The 25,299-nt window shown below is 71.8% G+C and carries 22 protein-coding genes; 10 read left to right on the top strand and 12 right to left on the bottom strand.

Annotation, left to right across the window (positions count from 1 at the left end):
* Nucleotides 1–180: 180 nt before the first annotated feature.
* Genes cysN through AC1MGR_RS05785 form a run of 3 tightly spaced genes read right to left on the bottom strand, consistent with a single transcriptional unit; the run spans nucleotide 181 to nucleotide 3,363 of the window.
* On the bottom strand, nucleotides 181–1,581 hold the full coding sequence (gene cysN / locus AC1MGR_RS05795; protein ID WP_108035124.1) for a sulfate adenylyltransferase subunit CysN: 1,401 nt from the start codon (nucleotides 1,579–1,581) through the stop codon (nucleotides 181–183).
* Nucleotide 1,582: 1 nt separating this feature from the next.
* Nucleotides 1,583–2,524: a sulfate adenylyltransferase subunit CysD gene (cysD, locus tag AC1MGR_RS05790; protein ID WP_480233959.1), complete on the bottom strand. Its 942-nt coding sequence runs from the start codon at nucleotides 2,522–2,524 to the stop codon at nucleotides 1,583–1,585.
* The gene (locus tag AC1MGR_RS05785; RefSeq protein ID WP_480233958.1) at nucleotides 2,521–3,363 is read right to left on the bottom strand and encodes a phosphoadenylyl-sulfate reductase; all 843 of its coding nucleotides are present in this window, start codon (nucleotides 3,361–3,363) and stop codon (nucleotides 2,521–2,523) included. Before AC1MGR_RS05785 ends, cysD begins: the two co-directional genes overlap by 4 nt.
* Before the next feature lie 280 nt (nucleotides 3,364–3,643).
* Here AC1MGR_RS05785 and AC1MGR_RS05780 point away from each other — a divergent pair, with 280 nt between their 5' ends.
* The 5 genes from AC1MGR_RS05780 (at nucleotide 3,644) to AC1MGR_RS05760 (ending at nucleotide 9,153) form a co-directional block, all read left to right on the top strand.
* Complete coding sequence (locus AC1MGR_RS05780; protein ID WP_055956884.1) at nucleotides 3,644–4,150, top strand: Lrp/AsnC family transcriptional regulator; 507 nt, start codon at nucleotides 3,644–3,646, stop codon at nucleotides 4,148–4,150.
* Between the two features lie 109 nt (nucleotides 4,151–4,259).
* The gene (locus AC1MGR_RS05775; protein WP_480233957.1) at nucleotides 4,260–6,035 is read left to right on the top strand and encodes a diflavin oxidoreductase; all 1,776 of its coding nucleotides are present in this window, start codon (nucleotides 4,260–4,262) and stop codon (nucleotides 6,033–6,035) included.
* A 95-nt stretch (nucleotides 6,036–6,130) separates the two neighbouring features.
* Nucleotides 6,131–7,927, top strand: coding sequence for an NADPH-dependent assimilatory sulfite reductase hemoprotein subunit (locus tag AC1MGR_RS05770; protein ID WP_108035128.1), 1,797 nt, complete (start codon nucleotides 6,131–6,133; stop codon nucleotides 7,925–7,927).
* Between the two features lie 264 nt (nucleotides 7,928–8,191).
* Nucleotides 8,192–8,389: a hypothetical protein gene (locus AC1MGR_RS05765; protein WP_055956893.1), complete on the top strand. Its 198-nt coding sequence runs from the start codon at nucleotides 8,192–8,194 to the stop codon at nucleotides 8,387–8,389.
* A gap of 140 nt (nucleotides 8,390–8,529) precedes the next feature.
* Nucleotides 8,530–9,153: a TetR/AcrR family transcriptional regulator gene (locus tag AC1MGR_RS05760; protein ID WP_480233956.1), complete on the top strand. Its 624-nt coding sequence runs from the start codon at nucleotides 8,530–8,532 to the stop codon at nucleotides 9,151–9,153.
* A gap of 11 nt (nucleotides 9,154–9,164) precedes the next feature.
* On the opposite strand, the gene pyrF is transcribed toward AC1MGR_RS05760, so the two are convergent.
* The 4 genes from pyrF to AC1MGR_RS05740 all read right to left on the bottom strand — a co-directional run bounded on the left by pyrF (nucleotide 9,165) and on the right by AC1MGR_RS05740 (nucleotide 13,386).
* Entirely contained in the window at nucleotides 9,165–9,860 is a 696-nt protein-coding gene (gene pyrF / locus AC1MGR_RS05755; protein WP_108035130.1) for an orotidine-5'-phosphate decarboxylase, read from the bottom strand.
* Nucleotides 9,861–9,940: 80 nt separating this feature from the next.
* Nucleotides 9,941–10,585: a uracil-DNA glycosylase family protein gene (locus AC1MGR_RS05750; protein ID WP_480233955.1), complete on the bottom strand. Its 645-nt coding sequence runs from the start codon at nucleotides 10,583–10,585 to the stop codon at nucleotides 9,941–9,943.
* Between the two features lie 61 nt (nucleotides 10,586–10,646).
* Nucleotides 10,647–12,866: a xanthine dehydrogenase family protein molybdopterin-binding subunit gene (locus tag AC1MGR_RS05745; protein ID WP_108035132.1), complete on the bottom strand. Its 2,220-nt coding sequence runs from the start codon at nucleotides 12,864–12,866 to the stop codon at nucleotides 10,647–10,649.
* Between the two features lie 64 nt (nucleotides 12,867–12,930).
* On the bottom strand, nucleotides 12,931–13,386 hold the full coding sequence (locus AC1MGR_RS05740; protein ID WP_055956910.1) for a (2Fe-2S)-binding protein: 456 nt from the start codon (nucleotides 13,384–13,386) through the stop codon (nucleotides 12,931–12,933).
* A 292-nt stretch (nucleotides 13,387–13,678) separates the two neighbouring features.
* Between AC1MGR_RS05740 and AC1MGR_RS05735 the strand changes: the two genes are divergently transcribed.
* Nucleotides 13,679–15,214, top strand: coding sequence for a sensor histidine kinase (locus AC1MGR_RS05735; RefSeq protein WP_108035133.1), 1,536 nt, complete (start codon nucleotides 13,679–13,681; stop codon nucleotides 15,212–15,214).
* 6 nt (nucleotides 15,215–15,220) lie between these two features.
* Here AC1MGR_RS05735 and cobT read toward each other — a convergent pair whose 3' ends face one another.
* Nucleotides 15,221–16,258: a nicotinate-nucleotide--dimethylbenzimidazole phosphoribosyltransferase gene (gene cobT, locus AC1MGR_RS05730; RefSeq protein ID WP_480233954.1), complete on the bottom strand. Its 1,038-nt coding sequence runs from the start codon at nucleotides 16,256–16,258 to the stop codon at nucleotides 15,221–15,223.
* A 101-nt stretch (nucleotides 16,259–16,359) separates the two neighbouring features.
* Between cobT and cobS the strand changes: the two genes are divergently transcribed.
* Genes cobS through AC1MGR_RS05715 form a run of 3 tightly spaced genes read left to right on the top strand, consistent with a single transcriptional unit; the run spans nucleotide 16,360 to nucleotide 18,149 of the window.
* The gene (cobS, locus tag AC1MGR_RS05725; RefSeq protein ID WP_480233953.1) at nucleotides 16,360–17,178 is read left to right on the top strand and encodes an adenosylcobinamide-GDP ribazoletransferase; all 819 of its coding nucleotides are present in this window, start codon (nucleotides 16,360–16,362) and stop codon (nucleotides 17,176–17,178) included.
* Nucleotides 17,179–17,229: 51 nt separating this feature from the next.
* Nucleotides 17,230–17,463, top strand: coding sequence for a DUF1289 domain-containing protein (locus AC1MGR_RS05720; protein WP_480233952.1), 234 nt, complete (start codon nucleotides 17,230–17,232; stop codon nucleotides 17,461–17,463).
* Nucleotides 17,460–18,149: a retropepsin-like aspartic protease family protein gene (locus AC1MGR_RS05715; protein WP_480233951.1), complete on the top strand. Its 690-nt coding sequence runs from the start codon at nucleotides 17,460–17,462 to the stop codon at nucleotides 18,147–18,149. Before AC1MGR_RS05720 ends, AC1MGR_RS05715 begins: the two co-directional genes overlap by 4 nt.
* 172 nt (nucleotides 18,150–18,321) lie before the next feature.
* Here AC1MGR_RS05715 and AC1MGR_RS05710 read toward each other — a convergent pair whose 3' ends face one another.
* The 3 genes from AC1MGR_RS05710 to AC1MGR_RS05700 all read right to left on the bottom strand — a co-directional run bounded on the left by AC1MGR_RS05710 (nucleotide 18,322) and on the right by AC1MGR_RS05700 (nucleotide 23,476).
* Nucleotides 18,322–21,549 carry an autotransporter family protein gene (locus AC1MGR_RS05710; RefSeq protein WP_480233950.1) on the bottom strand — a complete coding sequence of 1,076 codons (3,228 nt, stop codon included), beginning with the start codon at nucleotides 21,547–21,549 and terminating at the stop codon, nucleotides 18,322–18,324.
* 173 nt (nucleotides 21,550–21,722) lie between these two features.
* On the bottom strand, nucleotides 21,723–22,751 hold the full coding sequence (gene dusA, locus AC1MGR_RS05705) for a tRNA dihydrouridine(20/20a) synthase DusA (protein WP_480233949.1): 1,029 nt from the start codon (nucleotides 22,749–22,751) through the stop codon (nucleotides 21,723–21,725).
* A gap of 53 nt (nucleotides 22,752–22,804) precedes the next feature.
* Nucleotides 22,805–23,476, bottom strand: a complete 672-nt coding sequence (locus tag AC1MGR_RS05700) for an urease accessory protein UreE (RefSeq protein WP_480233948.1) — start codon at nucleotides 23,474–23,476, stop codon at nucleotides 22,805–22,807.
* Between the two features lie 205 nt (nucleotides 23,477–23,681).
* On the opposite strand from AC1MGR_RS05700, the gene AC1MGR_RS05695 reads away from it, so the two are divergent.
* Nucleotides 23,682–23,951: a hypothetical protein gene (locus tag AC1MGR_RS05695; protein WP_056212224.1), complete on the top strand. Its 270-nt coding sequence runs from the start codon at nucleotides 23,682–23,684 to the stop codon at nucleotides 23,949–23,951.
* Nucleotides 23,952–24,039: 88 nt separating this feature from the next.
* Here the strand turns inward: AC1MGR_RS05695 and AC1MGR_RS05690 are convergent, their stop codons facing one another.
* Nucleotides 24,040–25,275 (bottom strand): TIGR03862 family flavoprotein, encoded by a 1,236-nt coding sequence (locus AC1MGR_RS05690; RefSeq protein ID WP_480233947.1) that lies wholly within the window; start codon nucleotides 25,273–25,275, stop codon nucleotides 24,040–24,042.
* Between the last annotated feature and the right edge of the window lie 24 nt (nucleotides 25,276–25,299).

The following is a 25,299-nucleotide window of genomic DNA, read 5'->3' as shown; positions in this document are numbered from 1 at the left end:
GTCGGAGCCACGGTGGCGACGATCTCGGTCCTTCGCCCGGTCACGGCCGGGGGCGAACCCGGCCGGATGGTCTCATGCCACATCCGGTCGATCCCTTCGGGATCGCGGATTTGGGCTCCGCTCAAGCGCCGCGCGGGCTCCTCCTGAAACGTTCCCCGCTTCGATCGAGTGGAGACCGCATCAGATCCCGCCGAAGACCCAGCGCAGCTTCGACAGGAAGCCGCCGCCGGAGCGCTTCTCGCGCACCTCCGCGGGCTCGTCCCGGACGGTGCTCGCCGCGGCATCCGCCTGGATCAGCCCGAGCGCCGCCGTATCGGTGGTCTCGCGGTCGATCAGGATGAAGCCGCCGGTGTCGCGGTTGGCCGTGTAGGCATCCACCGCCACCGCCCGGTCGAGGGTCAGGGTCACGTCGGCGATGTCGTTGGCGGTCAGGCGCGCGGCCGGCTCGGGGTTGCCGGTCTCGGGATCGATCCGGGTCCGGATCGTGGTGACGACGGCGTTCACCGTCACGGTGCCGATCTTGGCGAGCAGGGTGGCGCCGGGCAGCAGCTCGGTCTCGGCCGCCCAGAACAGGCGGGCGTCGAGGCTGTCCGTCACCCGCATCGGGGCGTCGGCGGTGACGATCACCGAGCCGCGCGAGGCGTCGATCTCGTCGGCGAGCACCAGGGTCACAGACTGGCCCTCCACCGCGTGGGGCAGGTCGCCGTCGGCGGTGAAGATGCGGGCGATCTTGGAGGTCCGGCCCGAGGGCTCGACGATGACGGCGTCGCCTGGGGCGACGCGGCCGCTGGCGATCAGGCCGGCAAAGCCCCGGAAATCCGAGTTCGGCCGGTTCACCCACTGCACCGCCATGCGGAACGGGGCGGCCTGCTCCTCGACGCGGACCGGGACCTCTTCGAGGTACTGGAGCAGCGGGGTGCCGGTGTACCAGGGGGCGGCGGCGCCCGGCAGCACGACGTTGTCGCCGTTCTTGGCCGAGAGCGGGATCGCCCGGACGTCGCTGAAGCCGAGGGGGGCCGCGAAGGCGTTAAAGGCCGACAGGATCTCCTCGAACCTGGTCTGCGACCAGCCGACGAGGTCCATCTTGTTCACGGCGAGCGCCACGCGCTTGATCCCCAGCAGGGAGACCAGGAGGGCGTGCCGCCGGGTCTGCCGGGTGAGGCCCTGGCGGGCATCCACCAGGATCACTGCCACGTCCGCCGTCGAGGCGCCGGTGGCCATGTTGCGGGTGTACTGCTCGTGGCCGGGGGTGTCGGCCACGATGAAGGAGCGCTTGTCCGTGGAGAAGAAGCGGTAGGCGACGTCGATGGTGATGCCCTGCTCGCGCTCGGCCTGGAGACCGTCCACGAGGAGCGCCAGGTCGATCTCGGCGCCCTGGGTGCCGTGCTTGCGCGAATCGCGCTGCAGGGCGGTCACCTGGTCGTCGAAGATCTGCTTGGTGTCGTGCAGCAGGCGGCCGATCAGCGTCGACTTGCCGTCGTCGACGGAGCCGCAGGTGATGAAGCGCAGCACTTCCTTGTTCTGGTGCGCGGACAGGAAGGCGTCGTAGCCGAAGGCTTCGGGTGACTGATGGATCGTCATCTTAGAAATAGCCCTCCTGCTTCTTGCGCTCCATGGCGCCCGCGCCGTCCTTGTCGATGACCCGGCCCTGGCGCTCCGAGGTGCGGGCGGCCAGGGTCTCGCCGATGATCTCCGGCAGGGTCGCGGCGTCGCTCTCGACGGCGCCGGTGAGGGGATAGTCCCCGAGGGTGCGGAAGCGGACCGACACCTGCTGGGGCGTCTCGCCGGGGTTCAGGGGCAGCCGGTCGTCGTCGACCATGATGAGCTGGCCCTCGCGCTCCACCACCGGGCGGGGCTTGGCGAAGTAGAGCGGCACGATCGGGATCTGCTCCTGCTCGATGTAGAGCCAGACGTCGAGCTCGGTCCAGTTCGAGAGCGGGAACACCCGCAGGGATTCCCCGCGCTTCTTCTTCATGTTGTAGAGGTGCCAGGGCTCGGCGCGCTGGCGCTTCGGGTCCCAGCGGTGCTGCGCCGTGCGCAGGGAGACGATGCGTTCCTTGGCACGCGAGGCCTCCTCGTCGCGCCGGGCGCCGCCGAAGGCCGCGTCGAACTTGTGCTTGTCGAGGGCCTGGCGCAGCGCCTGGGTCTTCATGACGTCGGTGTGCACCTCCGAGCCGTGGCTCACCGGGCCGATGCCGCGGGCGAGGCCGTCCTGGTTGGTGTGCACGATGAGGTCGAGGCCGAGCTCCTTCGCGCGCTGGTCGCGGAAGGCGATCATCTCCTTGAACTTCCAGGTGGTGTCGATGTGCATCAGCGGGAACGGCAGGCGCCCGGGCGCGAAGGCCTTCAGCGCGAGGTGCAGCAGCACCGACGAGTCCTTGCCGATGGAATAGAGCATCACCGGGTTCTCGGTCTCGGCGACCGTCTCCCGCATGATGTGGATGCTCTCGGCTTCCAGGCGCTGGAGATGGGTGAGCCGGGCGGACCGGCTCGCCGCGTGGGTGGTGAGGGGGGCGGCGCTCATCGGGCCATCTCCAGGGCGTTTGAGGTCGGGGTCGTTTCGAAGGCGGCCGCTTCCCGGCCGGGCGCGACGGTCTCGCCGGAAGCCTGTCCTTCGGGGGCTTGTCCTTCGGGGATTTGGCCTTCGGGGATTTGGACGTGCAGGCCGCATTCCTTCTTGGACGCCTGCTCCCACCACCAGCGGCCGGCGCGCTCGTCCTCGCCGACGCGGATCGCCCGGGTGCAGGGCGCGCAGCCGATGGAGGGGAAGCCGCGATCGTGCAGCACGTTGTAGGGGACGTAGTTGTCCGAGACGAAGCGGTCGACGTCGGCGCGGGACCAGTCGGCCAGGGGATTGATCTTGATGAGGCCGCGGACCTCGTCGGCCTCGGCCAGGGGCGTGTCGGCCCGGTTGGCCGATTGCCCGGCCCGGAGGCCCGTGAGCCAGCCGGCGGCGCCCGCCAGGGCCCGGCCCAGGGGCTCGACCTTGCGGAAACCGCAGCAGGCCTGCCGGGCGGCGACCGAGTGGCGGAACCCGTTGATGCCGGATTCGGCCACGAAGCGCTCCTCGGCCTCGCGCTCCGGCGCATAGGCGCGGATGCGGATGCCGTAGGCCGATTCGGTCTCGGTCCAGGTGTCGTAGGTCTCCGGGTAGAGCCGACCGGTATCGAGGGTGACGATCTCGGTCCGGCCCTTGTGCATCGCGACCGCGTGCGTGAGCGCCTGGTCCTCGATCCCGAGGCTGGTGGTGAACACCAGGCGACCCGGCACCGTCGCCTCGATCAGCGCGATCCGGCCCTTCAGGTCGCGGCCCGCCATCGCGGACGCGAGGTCCCGCGCCGCGTGTTCCAGTTGAGAGCTCATGAGAGACTTCGCGCTGTACCGTTGTGGGGGTGGCTTTGTGGGGGTGGCTTGGTGACGAATGTGGCGATGTGACTTGTCTGGCACCTGAAATGTTCGCTATAACGAACGCTGTCAAGGCATGGCGGCCATCGATACCGGGCAACCCCCCGGTCCCGCGCGCCCTGTGCCGAAACGGGCTGCAGGGGCATTCTGTTGCTCGACGAAGGAAATTCCTTCTCATTGGGCGGTCACGATGTGCTGACCTGCACATCGCCGCGTCTCACGAACCCGCGAGGCCAGCTTGGATTCGATCGACCTGAAGATCCTGGCGCTGCTGCAGCAGGACGCCACCCTGTCCATCGCCACCATCGGCGAAAAGGTCGGCCTGTCGCAGACGCCGTGCTGGAAGCGCATCCAGCGGCTGGAGGCGGACGGCGTCATCGATCGGCGCGTCGCAGTGCTCGATCCGGTGAAGCTCGGCCTCGGCCTGACCGTCTTCGTCTCCATCGAGACGGCGGATCACTCGCGCGAATGGCTCGAGCGCTTCGCCGAGACTGTGTCGGCGATGCCGGAGGTGCTCGAGTTCTATCGCATGGCCGGCGACGTGGATTACATGCTCCGCGTCGTCGTCGCCGATATGCGCGCCTACGATACGTTCTATAAGCACCTCATCGCGACTCTGCCGCTCAAGAACGTGACCTCCCGGTTCGCGATGGAAAAGGTCAAGTCCACCACCGCCCTGCCCCTCCCGGTCCCGCCCGCCAACGGACGCTTCACGCCGACGCTGTCGGTGGTGGCCGGGGAATAAAATTCTCTTTTGCACTGCACACGCAGGCAGCTCCTTCTACCGTGACGTCGTTCTGTAAAACGGACAACCCCGTTGACAGCCGGCCTCTCAGGACGACATGGCTTCCCACATGGCACGACACGCGATCATTCCCCGCACGGCTCCCTTCGGCGACACCGAACGCGCGAGCCTCGACGCCGTCCTCGGCGCCGCCTCCCCGATCCAGCGCGCCTGGCTCGCGGGCTTCCTCGCCGGCCTCGACGCCAGCGGCGCGCCGCAGGCCGCCGCCGTCCCGGCCGCGCCGCCGAAGGCCGCCGAGCCGCTGACCATCCTGTTCGCGAGCGAATCGGGCAACTCCGAGAAGCTCGCCGGCGACATGGCCAAGCTCGCCCGCAAGAACGGCTTCAAGCCGAAGGTCGTCGACTTCGCCGACCTCGAGATCGCCAGCCTCGCCAAGGAGAAGCGCATCGTCGCCATCGCGGCGACCTGGGGCGAGGGCGAGCCGCCGGCCCGGGCCGTGCGCGCCTATAACGAGCTGATGGCCGACGGCGCGCCGCGCCTCGACGGCGTGTCCTTCGGCGTGCTCTCCCTCGGCGACACCTCCTACGCGGAGTTCTGCGCCATCGGGAAGGCACTCGACGCCCGCTTCGAGGCCCTGGGCGGCACCCGCGCCCACGAACGCGCCGACCTCGACCTCGATTTCGAGACGCCGGCCGCCGCCTGGATCAAGGACACCCTGAAGGCCCTCGCGCCCCCGCCGAGCGCCGACAACGTCGTGGCGGTGGACTTCGCCGCCCGCGCCGCCGGCGACGAGGACGAGGAGGCCGAGCCGAGCCGCGAGCCCCGGGTCGTCGAGGTCATCGACCACGTCAACCTGAACTCGTCGCGCTCCGACAAGGAGACGATCCACCTCGCCCTCGAATTCGAGGACGGGGCGCCGGCCTACGAGCCCGGCGATTCCCTGGAGATCTATCCGGAGAACGACCCGGCCCTGGTGGACGAGATCCTGGCCGCCACCGGCCTGTCCGGCGACGCGGCCCTGCGTCAGGCCCTGCTGGCCGAGCGCGACATCACCACCCTGTCGGCCACCACCGTCGAGCGCTTCGTCAAGGCGACGGGGCATACCGAGGCCCAGGCGCTGATCGACAGCGGCGAGCTGCGCGCCTGGATCGAGGGCCGCCACCTCATCGACCTGATCGCCGCCTACCCGGCGACGCTGACGGCGGAGCACCTCAACACCATCACCCGGCCCCTGCCGCCGCGGGCCTATTCCATCGCCTCCTCGCGCAAGGAGGTGGGCGACGAGGTCCACCTCGTGATCGCGGCCGTGCGCTACGAGACCCACGGCCGGGCGCGCAGCGGCGTCGCCTCGACCCACGTGGCCGACCGCATCCGGAACGGCGCCAAGCTGCGGGTGAAGCTGAAGCCCAACCGGCACTTCCGCCTGCCCCAGGACCCGGCCACCGACATCATCATGGTCGGCCCCGGCACCGGCGTCGCCCCGTTCCGCGCCTTCGTGCAGGAGCGCCGCGCCGTCGAGGCCGCCGGCCGCTCCTGGCTGTTCTTCGGCGACCGGCACTTCACCCACGACTTCCTGTACCAGCTCGAATGGCAGGAGGCCCTGGAAGACGGGTCGCTGACGCAGATCGACGTGGCCTTCTCGCGGGACCAGCCCGAGAAGGTCTACGTGCAGGACCGGATCGCCCAGCACGCGAAGGAGGTCGTCGCCTGGCTCGACGGCGGCGCCAGCTTCTACGTCTGCGGCGACGCCACCCGGATGGCCAAGGACGTGCGCAACGCCTTGGTGAAGGCCTTCCAGGACGTGAAGGCCTTCAGCCCCGCCGAGGCCGAGGCGGCGGTGGCCGCCCTGGAGAAGGCGCACCGCTACCAGCAGGACGTCTACTGACGGGAGCATGAGCCCTCCCCCCCCCTCTCCCGCAAAAGGGAGAGGGCCGCGCACCGATCGCGCAGCATCGATTCGAGAACACCGGAAAGCCCGCCATGGCCGACAAGACCACCACCCGCACCTACGAGACCCCGCCCACCGACCGCCCGATCTCGGAAGCGGAAGCGGCGCGCGCGGCGGGCCTGGCCGCGAACGAACACATCAAGATCGCCAGCGGCTACCTGCGCGGCACCCTCGCGGACGGCCTCCTCAAGCACGCCACCGGCGCCATCTCGGAGGATGACGGGCAGCTCGTGAAGTTCCACGGGATGTACCTGCAGGACGACCGCGACATCCGCGCCGAGCGCACCAAGAAGAAGCTCGAGAAGGCCTACAGCTTCATGATCCGCCTGCGCATCGCCGGCGGCGTCGTCACCCCGAAGCAGTGGCTCGCCCTCGACGAGATCGCCACGACCTATGCGGGCGGTGCCCTAAGGGCGACCACGCGCCAGACCTTCCAGTACCACGGCGTCATCAAGTCGAACCTGAAGCGCACGATGGCGGCCATCGACGCGACGCTCCTCGACACCATCGCGGCCTGCGGCGACGTCAACCGCAACGTGATGGCGGCGACCAACCCGGCCCAGACCGGCGCCCACAAGGCCGCCTACCAGCTCGCCAAGGACATCTCGGACTCGCTCCTCCCCAAGACCAGCGCGTGGCGCGAGATCTGGCTCGACGGCGAGCGCGTGGTGGGCGGCGAGGACGCGGCCGAGATCGAGCCGATCTACGGCAAGACCTACCTGCCCCGGAAGTTCAAGACCGTGGTGGCGGTGCCCCCATCCAACGAGGTCGACATCTTCGCCCACGACCTCGGCTTCATCGCCATCCTGGACGAGGCGGGCCGGGTGACGGGCTGGAACGTCACGGTCGGCGGCGGCATGGGCATGACCCACGGCGAGACCGACACCTTCCCGCGCACCGCCGACGTGATGTGCTTCGTCGCGCCGGAGGACGCCCTGAAGGCCGCCGAGGCCGTGATGACGGTCCAGCGCGACTGGGGCAACCGCAAGGTCCGCAAGAACGCCCGCCTGAAATACACCATCGAGCGCTACGGCCTCGCCGCCTTCCGGGCCGAGGTCGAGAAGCGCGTCGGCAAGCCGCTCGCCGACCCGAAGCCCTTCACCTTCACGGCCAACGGCGACCGCTACGGCTGGACCGAGGGCGATGACGGGCGCCACCACCTCACGCTCTACGTCGCGTCCGGCCGGATCAAGGACTACGAGAACGGCCCGCAGCTGCTCACGGGCCTGCGCCGGATCGCCGAGATCCACGCGGGCGATTTCCGCCTCACCGGCAACCAGAACGTCATCATCGCCAACGTGCCGTCCGAGAAGCGGGCGGAGATCGAGGCCCTGGTGGACCAGTACGGCATGATGAAGGGCGCCAGCGCCCTGCGCCGCAACTCCATGGCCTGCGTCGCCCTCCCGACCTGCGGCCTCGCCCTGGCCGAGAGCGAGCGCTACCTGCCGAGCCTGATGGACGAGCTGGAGGCGAGCCTCGCCTCCCACGGCCTGCAGGACGACGAGATCACTATCCGGATGACCGGCTGCCCCAACGGCTGCGCCCGGCCCTTCATCGCCGAGATCGGCCTCGTCGGGCGCGGGCCCGAGCGCTACCACCTCTATCTCGGGGCGGCCTTCGACGGCTCGCGCCTCGGCAAGCTCTACGCCGAGGACGTCACCGCCTCCGAGCTCAAGACCCTCCTCGACCCGCTCTTCGCCGCCTATGCCCGGAACAAGCAAGCCGGCGAGCGGTTTGGCGATTACCTGATCCGCGACGGCTACGTGACCCGGACCATCAACGGCCCGGATTTCCACGAGAGCACAGGCGCGCTGAAGAGCGCCGCCTGATCCGGGACGCGACCGGCATCCGCGACGCCGGGGGGCATCGGCCCTCCGGCGAACGCGCCCGGCAGCAATCTCTGCGCGACTCGATCTCCGCAACGCCCAATCTCTGAAAGACCTGGGCATCGAAGCGAGACAGTTGCGCCGCACCATCCGACAGTGCGACGCGGCTTCCCTGCAGTCTAACGGCCAAGCTCGAACTTCGTTAACCGGGCGCGCAACCGTTCCCGGCCCGGCCCGTTGTCTGGAGAGACAGCCGGGGAGGCCCTCATGGCCAAGCATGAGATCTTGAATTTCTTCGAACATCGGCGCGACGGCGCCTGGGTCTGCGTGAAGCCCTTCACGCTCACGACCAAGAGCAGCAGCGTGGACATCCGCCAGGGCATGCGCTTCGACTACGGCAAGCGTATCGGCGGCGTCGATCTGGCCGAGTACCTGGAGCAGCTGGGCTCGCAGTTCGGATCCTGACCCGGTCCGATCCGCATCCATCGCGAAACCTCCCGGCGTCGCGCGGCGCCGGGTGCTCCGTCGCCGCGGCTTTGACGGCGACGGGCGGCATGGCGCGGCGCGGTTTTGACGCCGCCGTGGCAACAGCCTAGTTTGACGCCATGACCCGAGCAGCGGCGATCGTCCGCGTCATCCCCGACGAAGCGGCCCCCACCACGCGCTGCCGCATTCTCGCGACGGCGGAAGAAGCCTTTCGGCTCGTCGGCTACCAGAAGACCACCGTCGCCGACATCGCCAAGACGCTGCGGATGAGCCCGGCCAACGTGTACCGCTTCTTCGAGTCGAAGAAGGCGATCCACGAGGCCGTCATCAAGCGCCTGATGGACGATACGGAGCAGCGGGTGGCCCAGGCCGCCGCCGCCTCGGACCACAGCGCTGCCGCGCGCATCACCGGGGTCATCACGGTGATGCACCAGGCCTGCGTCGAGCGCTGCGAGGCGAACCCGCGCCTGCACGAGATGGTGGAAGCGGCCATCACCGAGAGCTGGGACGTCTGCCGCGCCCATGTCGACCAGATCGGCTCGGTCCTGCGGGAGCTCGTCCAGGCGGGGGTCGCTGCCGGCGAGTTCGAGGTCGCCGATCCGGCGATCGCGGCAGCCTGCCTCCACACCGCCGTCATCCGCTACTGCCATCCCGCCCTGGTCAGCCACTACCCGGATGCGGGCGCCCCGCCCCTGGACGCGATGATCGCCTTCCTGCTCGGCGGCCTGCGCCGCGCGGCCTGACGCGTCCGACCCTATCGCATCTCGGCGACGATGCCCTGCGCCACCGCGCGGGGGTCCGTCGCCTGGGTGATTGGACGCCCGACCACGACGTGGTCGATGCCGATCCGGCGGGCCTCGCCGGGCGTCATCACGCGCTTCTGGTCGCCGGCCTCGGCGCCGGCCGGCCGGATGCCCGGGGTGACGATGGCGCGGTCCGCCCCGATCCGGGCGCGCACGGCCTGTGCCTCGGCGGCGCTGCAGACGATCCCGTCGATCCCGGCCTCCGCCGCCTGCCCGGCCCGCCGGGCCACGAGGTCCGCCACCGGCAGGGCATAGCCGGCCTCGGCCGCGTCCCCGTCGTCGTAGGAGGTCAGGACCGTGACGGCGAGGATCTTCGGGCCGCTCAGGCCCCGGCCCCGGATCGCCGCCCGCATGGTCTGTGGATAGGCGTGGACGGTGAGGAAGGTGGCCCCGAGGTCGGTGAGCGCCCGCACCCCCTCCTCCACGGTGTTGCCGATGTCGTGGAGCTTGAGGTCGAGGAAGACCTTGTGGCCGGCGGCGGCGAGACGCGGCACCAGGGCGAGCCCGCCCGCATAGGCCAGCCGGTAGCCGATCTTGTAGAAGGTCGCCGCGTCGCCGATCCGGTCGACCAGGCGCTCGGCCTCGTCCACGGTGCCGACGTCGAGGGCGACGATCAGGCGGTCGCGCGGGTCCAGCAAGGCGGTCATGGGGCTCTCCGGTTTCGCCGCGAGCGATCCCGCGCCGGGCCGCTCCTGTCAACGGGCGATCTTGCCGGCGGCAGCGCCCTTTACCGGGGCGCCATCGCCCGCGCCACCTCGGCCTTCAGGACGGGCAGCAGCTCTGCCTCGTACCAGGGATTGGCCTTCAGCCAGCCGCTGTTGCGCCAGGAGGGATGGGGCAGCGGCAGCACCCTGGGCGTACCGGGGCCCGCCAGGATCTCACGCCAGCGCCGGACCGTGTCGGTGAGGCCGGCCTTGGAGCGGCCGAGGTGCCAGGCCTGCGCGTATTGCCCGATCACCAGGATGAGCTCGAGGTTCGGCAGGCCGGCGAACAGCTCGGGTCGCCAGCGCTCGGCGCATTCCCGGCGCGGAGGCTTGTCGCCCCCCTTCGCGTCGTAGCCCGGAAAGCAGGCCCCCATGGGCACGATGGCGAGGCGGCTGGCATCGTAGAAGGCCGCCGCGTCGAGGCCGAGCCAGTCCCGCAGGCGGGTGCCCGAGGGGTCCATGAAGGGGATGCCGCTCTTGTCGGCCCGGTTGCCGGGCGCCTGGCTCGCCACGCAGAGCCGGGCCGAGGCCAGGCCCTGGACGATGGGGCGCGGCTCCTGCGGCAGGGGCGCGCCGTAGCGCGGCGCATCCCGGCAGATCCGGCAGGCGCGCAGGCGCGCCACGGTGTCGTCGAAGGGCGTTTCGGCCGGCTTGGTCTCGGAGAGCATGATGCCCTCCGAGATAGGCGGAGGCGGGGCGGCGGACGAGGGGCCGCGACGTCGCTCCGGCTCAGGCGCCCTTCAGGCCGCTGAGGTCGAGGGGCAGCGAGCGCAGGCGCTGGCCGGTGGCCGCGAAGATCGCGTTCGAGATCGCCGGGGCGATCACCGGCACGCCGGGCTCGCCGATGCCGGTGGGCGCCGCGGTGGAGGGCACGATGTGCACCTCGACCACCGGCATCTCGCTCATCCGGGTCGGCTCGTAGGCGTCGAAGTTCTTCTCCTGCACCACGCCGTCCTTGAGCGTGATCCTGTTGCGCAGGACCGAGGACAGGGCGAAGCCCACGGCGCCCTCGACCTGGGCGCGGATCACGTCCGGGTTGACCGCGACACCGACATCCACCGCCGCAACGATGCGGTTCACCTTCACCTTGGCGTCTTCGGCCGTGACGTCCGCCACCATGGCCACGTAGGAGCCGAAGGATTCGTGCGCCGCGACGCCGAGGCCGCGGTTCTTGTCGCGATTCTTGTCGGCGCCCTTCTTCGGATCCCAGCCGGCCTTCTCGGCGGCGAGCTTCAGGGTGGCGGAGAGGCGCGGCGCGCCCCCCAGCAGCCCGAGGCGGTAGGCGACGGGATCGGCGCCGGCCGCGTGGGCGAGCTCGTCGATGAACACCTCCATCGCCTGGGCGGTGTGGGTGTGGCCCACCGAGCGCCACCACAGCACCGGCACGCCCTCGCGGGCGTTGTGGACCTCGAAGCGGTAGGCGGGCAGCGCGTAGGGGGTGTCCGAGGCGCCCTCCACCGTGGTCGCGTCGACGCCGTCCTTCACGATCATGGTCTCGAAGGCGGTGCCGATCATGATCGACTTGCCGATGGTCCGGTGCTCCCAGCCCGTGATGCCGCCCTTGGCGTCGAGGCCGGCGCGGAGGCGGTGGACCACCATCGGACGGTAGAAGCCGCCGGCCATGTCGTCCTCGCGGGTCCAGACGAGGTGGATGGGGGCCTTGCCGCCGGTGGCGCGGACGATGGAGGCGGTCTCGGCGAAGTAATCGGCGCCCGGGGTCGCGCGCCGGCCGAAGGAGCCGCCGGCCCACTGGGTGTGCAGCCGGACCTTGTCGGTGGTCACCCCGAGCGTGGCGGCCACGACGGCCTGCTCGATGGTCTGGAGCTGGCAGCCGGCGAAGACGTCGTAGGTGCCGTCCGAGGCCTTCTCGATGGTGGCGTTCAGGGGCTCCATCGCCGCGTGGGCGAGGTAGGGGAAGGTGAACTCGGCCTCCAGCACCTTGGCCGACCCGGCGATCGCGCCGGCGGCGTCGCCCTTCTTCGAGGCGACGAGGCCGGGCGTCTCCAGGCGCTTGCGGTGATCGGCCAGGATCGCGTCGGAGGAGCGGGTCTCGGCCGCGCTGTCGTCCCAGGTGATCTTGAGCGCCTCGCGGCCCTTCATGGCCGACCAGGTGTCGCGCGCCAGCACCGCGACGCCGGTGGGGATCGTGACCACGTCGACCACGCCCGCGACGGCGCGGGCGGCCTTGTCGTCGACGGTCTTCACGGTGCCGCCGAAGCGCGGCGAATGGGCGACCAGGGCGGTCAGCTGGCCGGGGCGGCGGATGTCGAGGGAGTAGATCGCCGTGCCGTCGGTCTTGGCCGCCGAATCGGTCCGCGGGACCTTCTTGCCGATCAGGGTGAACTGGCTCGCCTCCTTGAGGCGCGGCTCCTTCGGCACCGGCTGGGCCGCCGCGGCTTCCGCCAGTTCGCCGAACCGGGCCTGCCGGTTCGAGGCCGCATGGCGCACCGTGCCGGATTCGACCGTGATCTCGGATGCCGGAACCGTCCAGCGCTCCGCCGCCGCCGCGACCAGCATGGCGCGTGCGGCCGCTCCGGCCTTGCGCAGCTGGACCCAGGAATTGGCGATGGCGGTGGAGCCGCCGGTGCCCTGGACGGGGCCGAAGGCGAAGTTGTTGTAGAGCGTGGCATCCGCTGGCGCGAAGGTGGTGCGGATGGTGGCCCAGTCCGCATCGAGCTCGTCGGCCAGGATGGTGGCGAGGCCGGTGGTGTTGCCCTGGCCCATGTCGAGATGCTTGATCACCACCGTCACGGTGTCGTCGGCGGCGATCCGCACGAAGGCGTTCGGCATCGGCGGCAGGGCCGAGAGGTCGGGGCCGGGGGCGGCCTGGGCGAACTTCGCCGGGTCGAGGGTGAAGCCGATGACGAGGGCCCCGGCGGCCACGGTGGCGCCGCCCAGGAAGGCGCGGCGGGACGGCACGGGCGGGGCGGCCTGACGGACCTTCAGCATGGGGGGCTCCAGTGCAGACGCGGGATTCGGGGAATGGAGGAAGGCTGGGAGGCGGGACCGACGCTCAGGCGAGGGTTCGCGCCGCCTCGTGGATCGCCGCGCGGATGCGCTGGTAGGTACCGCAGCGGCAGACGTTGCCATCCATGGCCCCGTCGATGTCGGCGTCGGTCGGCTTCGGGTTCTCGGACAGGAGGCCGATGGCCGACATGATCTGGCCGGACTGGCAATAGCCGCACTGGACCACGTCGAGGCCGCGCCACGCGGTGCGCACCGCCTCGGCGACCTTGCCCGAGACGCCCTCGATGGTGGTGATCTTGGCCGCGCCGACATCGCCGATGCGGGTCTGGCAGGCGCGGACGGGCTGGCCGTCGAGATGGACCGTGCAGGCGCCGCACTGGGCGATGCCGCAGCCGTACTTGGTCCCGGTCTGGTTGAGGTGGTCGCGCAGCGCCCAGAGGAGCGGCATCTCCGGGTCGGCATCGACCTCGTGGGAGACCCCGTTGACGGTGAGTTTCAGCATCTCGGCCTCCCGATCGCAGTTTGGAACGAGGCTAATCGTTGCCCGATCGTAACCATGTGCGGCAGCACACGCTGGTAGACCGCATTCCATGTCCGGCGCTGCGGCCCGTACCCCCGGGATCCTTCGCGGATTCCTGTTCACAGGCCGCCGCCGGGCCGCGGATTCCGACAATCCGCCCGGTTCCGGCAGGCGGTTCTTAACATATCCGGCGCAGGCTCGGAGGGGTTGTATCCCGGCCTCTCGGCGGTCCCGATCTCGACCGCGATGCCCCCTCCGACTCCTCAAGACGGTGATGACCGACCTGACTGCCGAGATGATTCAGCGTGGCCGCGGTCCCTCCGCCCAGGAGGCGGCCCGTCGCCGCGAGGTGGCGCGCGACATGCGGTCGGCCCGGGAGAAGCTCACCTCGACGAGCGGGCTGGAACGCGCCTTCGACTACGAGCTGATCCGGGTCTACGCGCAGTACCGCTCGGGCGCGGTCATCCCCCTGGCGCTGCTCGGCCTCGCGGTGGCGGGGATCGCGGCGATCTGGACGCCGCCGGCCATCGCGGCGGGCTGGGGCGTGTGCCTCCTGGCGACGGTCACGGTCTCCAAGCTGTTCACCCGCCGCTTCCTGGCGCAGGACCCGGCCACCGTCTCGGTGCGGAGCTGGCGCCGCACCTTCATGGCGGCGGAGTTCCTCCAGAGCACCGCCTGGGCGATGATGGTGCTGGTCGGCGCCTCCGGGGCGCGGACCTTCGTGCTCTTCGGCCTCGTCATCGTGGCCGCCATGGCGACGATGCTGGCCGCGACCCTGCCGGCCGCCGCCGGGGCCGCCCTGGTGCCCCTGTGCATCGCCGCCCTGTCGCTCCTGGCGGTGTCCCAGGACATGAACACGATGATGCTGGTCACCATGGTGGTCGGCGCGCAGCTGTTCTTCCTCGGCCTCGGCCGCCGCGTCTACGCCTCCACGGTCGAGGCGCTGCAATCCCAGGCGGAGAAGGATTCGATCTTCGGCGAGCTCGAGCAGGCCAAGGCCAATTCCGACGAGGCCCGCCGCCGCGCCGAGGAGGCCAACCTCGCCAAGTCCCGCTTCCTCGCCACCATGAGCCACGAGCTGCGCACGCCGCTCAACGCCATCCTGGGCTTCTCCGAGGTGATGAAGAACGAGGTGTTCGGCGTCCACGTCGCCCCCTCGTACAAGGAATACGCCTCCGACATCCACGACAGCGGGATGCACCTCCTCAACCTGATCAACGAGATCCTCGACCTCTCGCGCATCGAGGCCGGGCGCTACGAGCTCAACGAGGAGGCGGTCCAGCTCGGGCATGCCGTGGAGGAGTGCCGCCACATGATGGGCCTGCGCGCCCGCGGCAAGAACCAGGTCATCCACGAGTTCATCGACGGCAGCCTCCCCCGGCTCTGGGCCGACGAGCGCGCCTTGCGCCAGATCGTGCTGAACCTCCTCTCCAACGCCGTGAAGTTCACGCCGCCGGGGGGCGAGATCACCATCAAGGTCGGCTGGACCTCGTCGGGCGGCCAGTATGTCAGCGTGAAGGACAGCGGCCCCGGCATCCCCGAGGACGAGATCGGCACCGTGATGTCGTCGTTCGGGCGCGGCTCCCTGGCGATCAAGACCGCCGAGCAGGGCTCGGGCCTGGGCCTGCCCATCGTGAAGGGCCTCGTCGACCTGCACGGCGGCAACTTCCAGCTGAAGTCGAAGCCGCGCGAGGGCACCGAGGTCGTGGTGATCCTGCCCGCGAGCCGCGTGATGGAGACCCTGCCGGCCCTGGAAGTGCCCGGCGAATCCCAGGCCGCCCCCGCCGAGAAGCGCGCCCGCGCCGCCTGAGGGCGTTCAGCCGGCGCTGCGCTCCGAGACCCCGGCCTGGGCGAAGGTTGCCATGTCCCGGTGGCAGGCGAGCGCGCCCTTGAGGAGCCCGAGGGCCAGGGCCGCGCCGGAGGCCTCGCCGAGGCGCATGCCGAGGGCCAAGAGCGGCACGAGGCCCAGGCGCTCCAGCACGTCCGCATGGGCGCCCTCCGCCGAGACGTGCCCGGCGAGGCAATGGTCGAGGAGCGTCGGGTCGAGGCGGTGCAGAAGGGCGGCGGCCGCCGTCGCCACGTAACCGTCGAGCACCACCGGCACCCGCTGCAGCCGCGCCGCCAGGATCGCCCCCGCCATGGCGGCGATCTCGCGACCGCCGAGGCGCGCCAGGATCTCCAGGGGATCGTCGAGATGGCCGGCGTGACGGGCCAGCGCCGCCTCCACGGCGGCGACCTTGCGGGCGAGCCCCGCCGCGTCGACGCCGGTGCCGCGCCCGACCCAGTGGGCGGCTTTCCCGCCGTAGAGCGCCGCGTAGATCGCCGCCGCCACGGTGGTGTTGCCGATGCCCATCTCGCCCAGCGCCAGGCAGTCGGTTCCGGCGGCCACCGCCTCCATGCCGAACGCCATGGTGGCGACGCAGGCCTTCTCGTCGAAGGCCGGCCCGACCGTGATGTCGCCCGTGGGCATGTCGATGGCGAGGTCGAACACCTTGAAGCCGAGGCCGTAGGCGGCGCAGATCTGGTTGATCGCTCCGCCGCCGGCCGCGAAGTTGTCGAGCATCTGGCGGTTCACCGCCGCGGGGAAGGCGGAGACGCCCCGGGCGGTGACGCCGTGGCTGCCGGCGAAGACGCAGACGAGGGGCCGGTCGAGGGTCGGCTGGCCCTTGCCCTGCCAGGCGGCGAGCCAGGAGACGAGGTGCTCCAGGCGCCCCAGGGAGCCGGCGGGCTTCGTCAGGGTGGCGTCGCGCTCGGCCACCATCGCCACCGCGTCCCGGTCCGGCCCCGGCAGGGACTCGACGAGGCGGCGGATGTCGCTGAAGGGGCTGTCGGAGGGAGTCGCGTCAGACGTCATGGAGCAATTCCGGTGGTCGGCCCGGCGCCAGGATGGCGGGCCGCCCGTCGCGGGAGCTATAACGGTCCGGGCACGGGTGGTGAAGGCGAGGCAGGGTCGCGATGAACGAGCAGGCCGAACCCGCCTTTCCGGGCGCCCGCCTGGCCTACGACCTCGCGGGCTGCCTGCGCTTCTATTCCCGCCTGCCGGTGCCGGCTTTGCCCGGCGAGGGCGACCCGCACGGGGTGCCGGACTTCCGCACCCTCCCCCGGATGCTGCCCCTGGCGGGGTTCCTCCTCGGCCTGCCCGGGGCCTTGGTGCTGCTCGCCGCCTGGGGCCTCGGCCTCGGACCCTTCCTCGCCGCCGGCCTCGCGGTGACGGCGGGCGTCCTGGTGACGGGGGCTCTGCACGAGGACGGCCTCGCCGACGTGGCCGACGGGTTCGGCGGCGGGACCACGCCGGCCCGGCGCCTGGAGATCATGCGCGACAGCCGGATCGGCGCCTATGGCGGCGTCGCCCTGATGCTGTCCCTGGCCCTGCGGATCGGCGCCCTGGCCACCCTCCTCGACCGGATCGACCTCCGGGCGGCCCCGGCCCTGCTCCTCGCCGCCGCCCTCTCGCGCAGCGCCGCCCTGGCCCCCCTCGCCCTCCTGCCGCCCGCCCGCCGCGACGGGGCCGGGGCCGCCGTGGGGCGCCCGAGCCGGCGGACCCTGGCCACCGCCGGGGGCCTCACCCTCCTGGTCGCCCTGGCGGCCCTGGCCCTCGGCCTGCCGGGGCGCGGCCTCGTCCTGATGCTCGGCCTCGGCCTTGGCGCCGCCCTCGCGGTCACCGCCCTGGCGCGACGGATGATCGGCGGGCAGAGCGGCGACGTGGTCGGCGCCGCGCAGCAGGCGGCCGAGATCGCCGCCCTGATCGGTCTCCTGGCGGCTTGCCCCGCCTGATCCGGGGCCAGACTTGATCCCGACGCCATGGCCCTGGCATGGACGGGGACGATGACCCAGCCCCGCCCCAAACCCTCCAGCCCCTGCACGAAGCTCTGTCTCCTCGATGCGGCCACTGGCCTCTGCGAGGGCTGCGGCCGGACCCGCGACGAGATCGCCCTCTGGGGTTCGATGTCGGAGCCCCAGCGCCGGGCGGTGATGGCCACCCTCGACGCGCGCCTGCGGAGGGCCTTCCCGGCCAAGACCCCGACCCCAACCCCGACCCCGACCCCGGCGGCGTCATGATCCTGGTCGGCCTGCTCATCCTCGGCGGCGCCCTGGCGGTGCTGCTCCTGTCCGACGACAGCCAGCGCATCGCCGGGATGGAGCCGGACCAGTTCGCCCAGCTCGCCATGAGCGCCGGCCTGCTCGCCGTGGTGGCGGCGGGATTCTGGCACCAGTTCCGCAGCCGCATGGGTGCGAACCTGACGGCCCTGCTGCTCTGGGGCGCCCTCGGGGCGGCCCTGGTGGCCGGCTACGCCTATCGCGACGACGCCCGGATCATCGGCGACCGGATGCTCGGCGCCCTGCGTCCCGGCAGTGCGGTGACGGGTTCGGACGGCACGGTGACGATCACCCGGCGCAGCGACGGCAACTTCCACGTCCGGGCCGAGGTGAACGGCCAGCCGCAGGGCTTCCAGTTCGACACCGGCGCCAGCGCCGTGGTGCTCACCGCCGAGAGCGCCGCCGCCCTCGGCCTACGCCCGGCGGAGTCCGAGTTCAGCGTCCGGGTCTCGACCGCCAACGGCGTCACCGTGGCGGCCCCGGCCTTCCTCGACAGCCTCCGGGTCGGCGGCATCGTCGCGCGCCGGGTGCCGGCCCTGATCAGCCGGCCCGGAGCCCTGCGCGAAAACCTCCTCGGCATGAGCTTCCTCGACCGCCTCGCCTCCTTCGAGGTCCGCGGCGACCGTCTGGTCCTGCGCGACCGCTGAGATCGCGGCTCCGAACAGCGAAACGCCGCTCCCGGAGGGCCGGCCCGGAAGCATGAACCGCGGCCCGGAGGGCGACACCGAAACAGGAAACACCGCCCCGGAGGGCGGCCCGGAAACGCGAGACGCCGCCCCGGAGGGCGGCGTCGGGCATGCCGTGGCGCGTCGGCGCGGTTCAGAACCGATAGGTGAAGTTGCCCTTCACGGCGTGGTCCTGGGCGCGCTCGCCGACCTGGCCCGTATAGGCGACGCCCAGGGTGGTGTCGCGCGCCACCCGCACATCGAGGCCGGCCTCGGCCACCAGCGCGTCCCGACTTATCGGCGTGCCGGCCACGAGGAAGCTCGGGCCCGTGCCGAAGCCCAGGAGCGCCTTGGGCACCACGTCGCCGTAGGCCCGGCGGTAGCCCACCAGCCCGTGCAGCGAGACCGGCGCGGCCACGCCCCAATCGAGGCTGGCCTGCCCGCGCAGGCCCACCGTGGAGGTCGCGACCTCCGTGGTCTGCGCCGCCCCCGTCAGCGCCGCCGGCCCGCCCGTCTCGGCGAAGCGGTCGCGCCCGATCGACACGTAGGCCCCGCCCACGAAGGGCTCGAGATAGGCCGGCTGGAGCGGCGCCGTCGGCCGCTCGCCCTTGGTGATCAGCCCGGGCTGCGGCGCCCCGAGGACGATCCGGTAGCCGAGCTCGCCGAAGCCCTGCACGGTCGCGCCGCCGATGCGCGCGGCGGCGCTGTCGGAGAACCCGGCAAAGCTGACCGCCCGGCGCAGGCGGCTCGCCTGGTCGGCATAGACCGCGCCCAGGCGCAGGGCCACGGGTCCCTGCTCGAAGCCGCCATAGACGCCCCCGAAGCCGCTCTCGATCGTGCCCGAGGCGAGCTGCCCGGCGCTGTCGAGGCTGGTGGCGGTGTAGCCCCCGGCCACGCCGAGGCGGAACCCCGTCTCCAGGCGCGCATCCGCGCCGAGCACGAAGCCGGAGGTCTGGCGCGCCAGGGACGCGGCGTTGCCGTCGCTGCGGGCCTGGCCGAAGCTGCCGAAGCCCTGGCCCCAGAGCCCGAACACCCGCGGGTCGAGGACCCGCACCGGCACCGGCGCCACCGGAGCGGCCCGGCCGGGCAGGTCGGCGGTGTAGGTCGCCGGCAGGGTGCCGTAATCGGCCAGCTCGGCCGCGCCCGGGCTGGCGCCCCAGCGCAGGCGGTCGAGGATGGCCTCGCGCACGAAGAAGGCGGTCTCGAACTGGGCGGCGGCCGCGCTGGCGTGGATGTCGCCGGTGAGCGCGCCGAAGGCGGCGCGCGCCTCGGGCGTGGTCAGCCCGACGGTGCGCCCGTAGAGGGCGGCGCCCGCCCCGGCGGCCTGGATGGCGTCGGCGACGCTCCCCTGGTTGCGGGTCTGGGCGATGCTGGAGAAGGCGAGGTCGTTGCGCGTGAGCGTGAGGTCGACGGCGCCGGGAGCGTAGCGCAGGGTGGGGGTGAGGAAGGCGAAATTGGACGTGACGCCGGCGAACTGGCCCTGCACGCCGCCGCCGGCGGTCAGGACGGTGTAGCGGGTGCGCGGATCGTAGGTGCCGGGGGCCGCCAGCACCTGGACGGTGCCGCCGGCGAGGGCGGCGGTGCCGGCCACCGCGAGGCGGTCGGCCTGGCCGGCGGCGTTGGCCTCGACCTGCAGGGTGGAGCCGGCGGCGAAGCTCGCATTGCCGGCGACGTTCAGGGTGCCGATCGAATTGCCCGGTGCCACCACCGCCCCGGACTGGGCCACCAGCCCGCCCACCGTGCCGGTGCCGCCCAGGAGTCCGCCCGTCCCCACCGTCACCGTTCCGGCGATGGTTCCGTTCGCGTAGAGCGCGCCGGTCTGGCCAATGGTGACGTCCGTGGCAACTTGGTCGCTCGCCGCCATCGACAGGGTGCCGATGACGTTCTGGAAGTAACCGGCGGCGCTGTAGAGGTCGATGCGCGCCCAGTAGCTCAGCGGCGTGCCGTAGAAGGCGCTGAGGGCGTTCGTCTCGGTGTTGACGATGATCTGGTTGATCGTGCTGGTCTGGAGCGTGCCGTAGAGGCCGCCCTTCGGGGCGATCTGCGCCGCCGCGTCACTGCTGCCGCCGTAGAGGGGCGCGAGCAGGATCGCGGCATCCGGCCCGCCCGCGGGGGCCGCCTCCCTGGGGGCCTGGGCGAAGGTCAGGATCGGCAGGCCGTAGGTGAGGCGCGCCTGGTACAGGGCCTGGTTGGCGGCCGAGGGCAGGTAGGGATTGTTCGCGGTGTTGGCCGCGCTCGCGGCGCAGGTGGCGACGGCGGCGCCGCACCCGGCCGAGAGGGTGCTCTGAAGCTCGCCCTGCGCCTGGGTGAAGAGCGATGTCAGGTTGATCGCGGTCCCGGTGGTCGCGGCGTTGTCGATATAGGCCGGGTTGGTGAAGGCCTGGGCGAGGTCGTAGGCCGCGAAGGCGCGGCTGGCGATGATGTCGAGCGGATAATGCACGCCCAGCACGATGCGGCTGTTGGCGTAGTCGGCGCCGCGCAGGAGCATGTTCTGGTAGAGGGACGGCGTCAGCATGCCGAGCAGGATCGAATCGGTCACCGCGTAGTTGGTGTGCCCGCTCGGGAACGAGGGGTTGGTGGTCAGACCGTTGATCGAGGTCGGGTCGAACTGGTTGACGGCGCTCGGGCGGGCCTGGACCGGACGCGAGCTGCCGTAGACGTCCTGGCCGGCCTGCGTGTTGGTGACGCCGGCGGCGATGTCGAGGACGCTGGTGGTCGTGTTGGGCAGATTGTTGAAGCGCGGCAGCGTGTAGCCGGCGGGTGCCACGGCCGGGACCGCGACGTAGCCGGCCGGGGTCACGCTCGGGTTGGTCGCGGCGCCGTTGGCGAAGTAGTTCTTCGCCACCCCGAGATCCGAGCTCGTGAAGCTGTAGGCCCGGTTGAGGAGGTTGAAGGTCCGGGCGAGCGGTCCCGTGGTCGCCGTGCTGGCGCGGATGCCCTGCTGGAAGAGCGGGCCCAGGACCGGGCCGTAGCCGCCCACCGGCTGGACCGGGTTGATGGTGCCCGGCGCTCCCGGATTGCCCTGGATCGCCTGGAGCGGCAGCCCGCCGGCGAGGTTGTCGGCCGGGCCGAGATTGACCACCGAGCCGTTGACCAGGGTGATCGAGCCGAGGAAGGGCGTGCTGCCCGGCAGAGCCTTGTCGCTGATGGACAGGGCCCGCTGCTGCGGCGTCGCCTGGTTGTTGGTGGCGATGGCCTGGGAGAGGTTGAGCTGCAGCGTCGCCTGGCCGACCGGACTGGCGTTCAGGCCGAGGAACGGCCCGAGCAGGTTCAGGACGTTGACGTTGGCCGGCGTGACGTTCGCCGTCTGCGCCTGCGCGGGGGCCAAGCTCGCCACCGAGAGAAGGATGGCCGCCGTCGATACCCCGTGATGGAACCGCATGATTCGCTTCCCCTGCGCCCGTCCGCCGGACAGGGGCCTGGATAGCGAAGCTTACGCCTCGCGGTTGTTCATAATTCCGTCACAGTATCTGGAAGTAGAGTCCGTACCAAATCAGCAACAATGCCGCATAGTCCGATTAATACTTTGCCAGCGCAAGGATATCTCGATGTCCTTCATGCGGCGTTCTGGGCCCCAGAGGCGTCCAGGGGGATCGACCCGGGCGCGGGCGCGTGCCGGGAGACCCGGGCGATGGCCGCCCGCAAAGTCGCGAGGTCCGCATCGGCCTGGGTTCCGGCGGTCGAGAGGTGCCGGCGATAGGCACGGGCGCCCGGGCGGCCATTGAACAGGCCGAGCATGTGCCGGGTGACCGCGTGGAGACGCACGCCCTCCTGCAGGAAGCCGGCGAGCACCGGTTCGAAGGCTTCCAGGGCCGCGAACGGGTCGGCGGCCGGCGCGGGCGCGTCGAACAGGACCGGGTCGACGTCGAGGAGGATCGCCGGATCGCTGTAGGCGGCCCGGCCGATCATCACGCCATCGACGTCCGCCAGATGGGCGGCCGCGGCCGCGATGGTGGCGATGCCGCCGTTGATGGCGATGGGCAGGCCGGGATGGGCCCGCTTCAGCCGCGCCACCCGCGGATAGTCGAGGGGCGGCACGTCGCGGTTCTCCTTGGGCGAGAGCCCCTGGAGCCAGGCCTTGCGGGCATGCACCACGAGGCCGTCGACGCCGGCCGCGACCACGGCGTCCGCCAGGGCGTCGAGGGCCTGCTCGGTGTCCTGGTCGTCCACGCCGATGCGGCACTTCACCGTGACCGGCACCGACACCGCCGCCTTCATGGCGGCGATGCAGGCCGCCACCACGGCGGGCTCGCGCATCAGGCAGGCGCCGAAGCGTCCGTCCTGCACGCGGTCGGACGGGCAGCCGACATTGAGATTGACCTCGTCGTAGCCGTAACTCTCGGCGATGCGCGCGGCCTCGGCGAGGTCGGCCGGGTTCGAGCCGCCGAGCTGCACCGCCACCGGATGCTCCCGCGCATCGAAGCCGAGCAGGCGGTCGCGCGGTCCGTGGATGACCGCCCCCGTGGTGACCATCTCGGTGTAGAGCCGGGCGTGCCGCGACAGGGTGCGGTGGAAGGCCCGACAGTAACGGTCGGTCCAGTCCATCATCGGGGCGACGGAGAAGCGGAGGTCGCGGGCGATCATCCGGCGGACATAACCGTCCGCGCCGCCGGCTTCAACGCGGGGCGTCGGCTCGCTCAGTGATCGTGCTTGCAGTCCGGCCCGTGCACGTGGCCCGGCGCGCCGTGGTCGTGCCCATGGTCGTGCCCATGGGAATGGGTGTGCGCGTGCGCATGGTCGTGTCCCGGATGGTCGTGTCCCGGATGGTCGTGTCCATGGTCGTGCGCCGCATGGGAATGGCCGTGATCGTGGGCCGCGTGGTCATGCCCGTGGTGATCGTGATCCGCATGCGCGTGCGCGTGGTGATCGTGGCCGCACTGGCTGTGGTCGTGGGCCGCGCGCTCCGGCTTGAAGGCACGGGTCACCGGGCTGGCGGCGCAGCCCTGGCCGCGGACGAGTTCGGCGGCGCTGCGGGGCACGTAGAGCACGTCGGCGGCGATCTCGGCCGGCACGTGGCTGCCGCCGAGCTGCCAGGCGAGGCGCAGCAGCCGGGCCGGGTTCTCGGCCCGGACCTCGAGCAGCGGCTCCCCGGCGGCGCGGATCGCGACGAGGCGCCCGTCCTCCAGGCGCAGGGCATCGCCGTCCTCCAGGGCGGCGGCCTTGGCCAGGGCGAGGGTCAGGCTCAGGCCGCCCTCCGCGGTCAGGCTCTCGGGCGGGGCCTGCCGGGCGGCGTGGTCGAGAACGATCGTGTCCACGATCGCATCGGCGCGGACGGCGACCTTGCGGACGATGGCGGTGGCGCGCTGCATGGATTCCTCGCGGCGGGAGGGGCGGCCGGCGCCGCCCGGATGGGCCCTGATGGCCGCATCACTAGAGGGTTTTTCGGCGAAACGGAAAGGCGGGACGGAACCTTAGCCGTTCGGCGTGCATTTCTCGCCCGGAATGCTTAAGCTCGGGCGGCACGAACATCACGGCCGAAGGCCGGGTCACGACGCACAAGGGAGTCTCGGAACCATGAAGAAGCTCATTGCCGCCACCCTCGCGGGTGCCCTCGCCCTCTCGGTCGGCGCCTGCAACACGCCGCAGGACCGCGCCCTCGGCGGCGCCGGCCTCGGCGCCCTCGCGGGTGCCGCCATCGGTGGCGCCGCCACCGGCCGCGCAGGCGGCGCGCTCGCGGGTGCCGCCATCGGCGGCGCCGGCGGTGCCATCGTGGGCGCCTCCACCGCCCCGCGCTGCCCCTACGGCACCTACCGCGACGCCTACGGCGACGTGTACTGCCGCTGAGAACCAAGGCCGCGCGGCCCGCAACGGCCGCGCCGGATCCTCAGGCTCCCTCTCCCCCGGGAGGGAGCCTTTTTCGTGGGTCGGCGCCTCACGCGTCCCTCTCCATCCAGGCCAGCATGCCCGCCGCCGCCGCGCGGCCCGAGGCGAAGGCACCCTGGAGGAGATAGCCCCCCGTCGGGGCCTCCCAGTCGAGCATCTCCCCCGCCACGAAGGTGCCGGGCCGCCGGGCCAGCATGAAGCCGGCGTCGAGTGCGCCGAAGCGGACGCCGCCCGCCGTCGAGATCGCCCGATCGAGCCCGCGCGGGGCCAGGAGGCGCAGCGGCACCGCCTTGATCAGGGCCGCCAGGGCTTCGGCCGACACCGGCAATGGATGCGCCGCCTCGCGCAGGAGGCCGATGCCCACGGGCGTCAGCGCCGCGGCCTTGCGCAGGCGGTTGGCCAGGGACAGGCCGGGCTTCGGATCGCTGAGCGCCCGCGCCAGGGCCGCCGCCTCGAGATCGGGCCGCAGGTCGAGCGTCAGCCGGGCCTCGCCGCGCTCGGTGGCGTCCCGGATCCGGTGCGCCAGGGCGTAGATCGCCCCGCCCTCGATCCCGTCCGCGCTGATCACGGCCTCGCCGCGCACGCGGATGCCGTCGAGGCCAAGGGCGATCCGCTTCAGGGGCGTGCCGGCGAAGCGCTCGGCGAAGACCGGCGACCACGCGACGGTGAAGCCGACATTGGCAGGCTTGAGCGGCGCCACCGCGACGCCGTCCCGTTCGAGCAGGGGCACCCAGGCGCCGTCGGAGCCGAGGCGCGGCCAGCTCGCGCCGCCGAGAGCCAGGAGGACCGGGCGGTGCCGGGTCTCGACCCGTCCGTCCGGGGTCTCGAAGATCGGGCCGCCCGCGTCCGACCAGCCGGTGAAGCGGTGGCGGGTCCGGATGCGGACGCCCAGCCCGTCGAGCCGCTGGAGCCAGGCCCGCAGCAGCGGCGAGGCCTTGAAGGCCTCGGGGAAGACACGGCCGCTCGACCCGACGAAGGTCGGCTGGCCGAGGTCGTCGCACCAGGCGCGCAGGGCGCCGGGCGGAAACGCCGCGATGGACCCGGCGAGCGCCCCGCCGTCCGGCTGGTAGCGTGCGAGGAAGGCCGGCAGCGGCTCGGAATGCGTGAGGTTGAGCCCGCCCCGTCCCGCGATGAGGAATTTGCGCCCGACGCTCGGCATCCGGTCGTAGAGGGTCACGGCATGCCCGGCGCGTGCCAGCACCTCCGCCGCCGCGAGGCCGGCGGGGCCGCCGCCGATCACGGCAGGTCCGGCCCCGTCCCGGCCATTGCGTTCGCTGTCAGTCATGCGCCCTGGGAAGCCGCCGGGGGG

Source organism: Methylobacterium sp. BI1, assembly GCF_056680125.1.
This window is presented reverse-complemented; position numbering and strand designations above follow the sequence as displayed.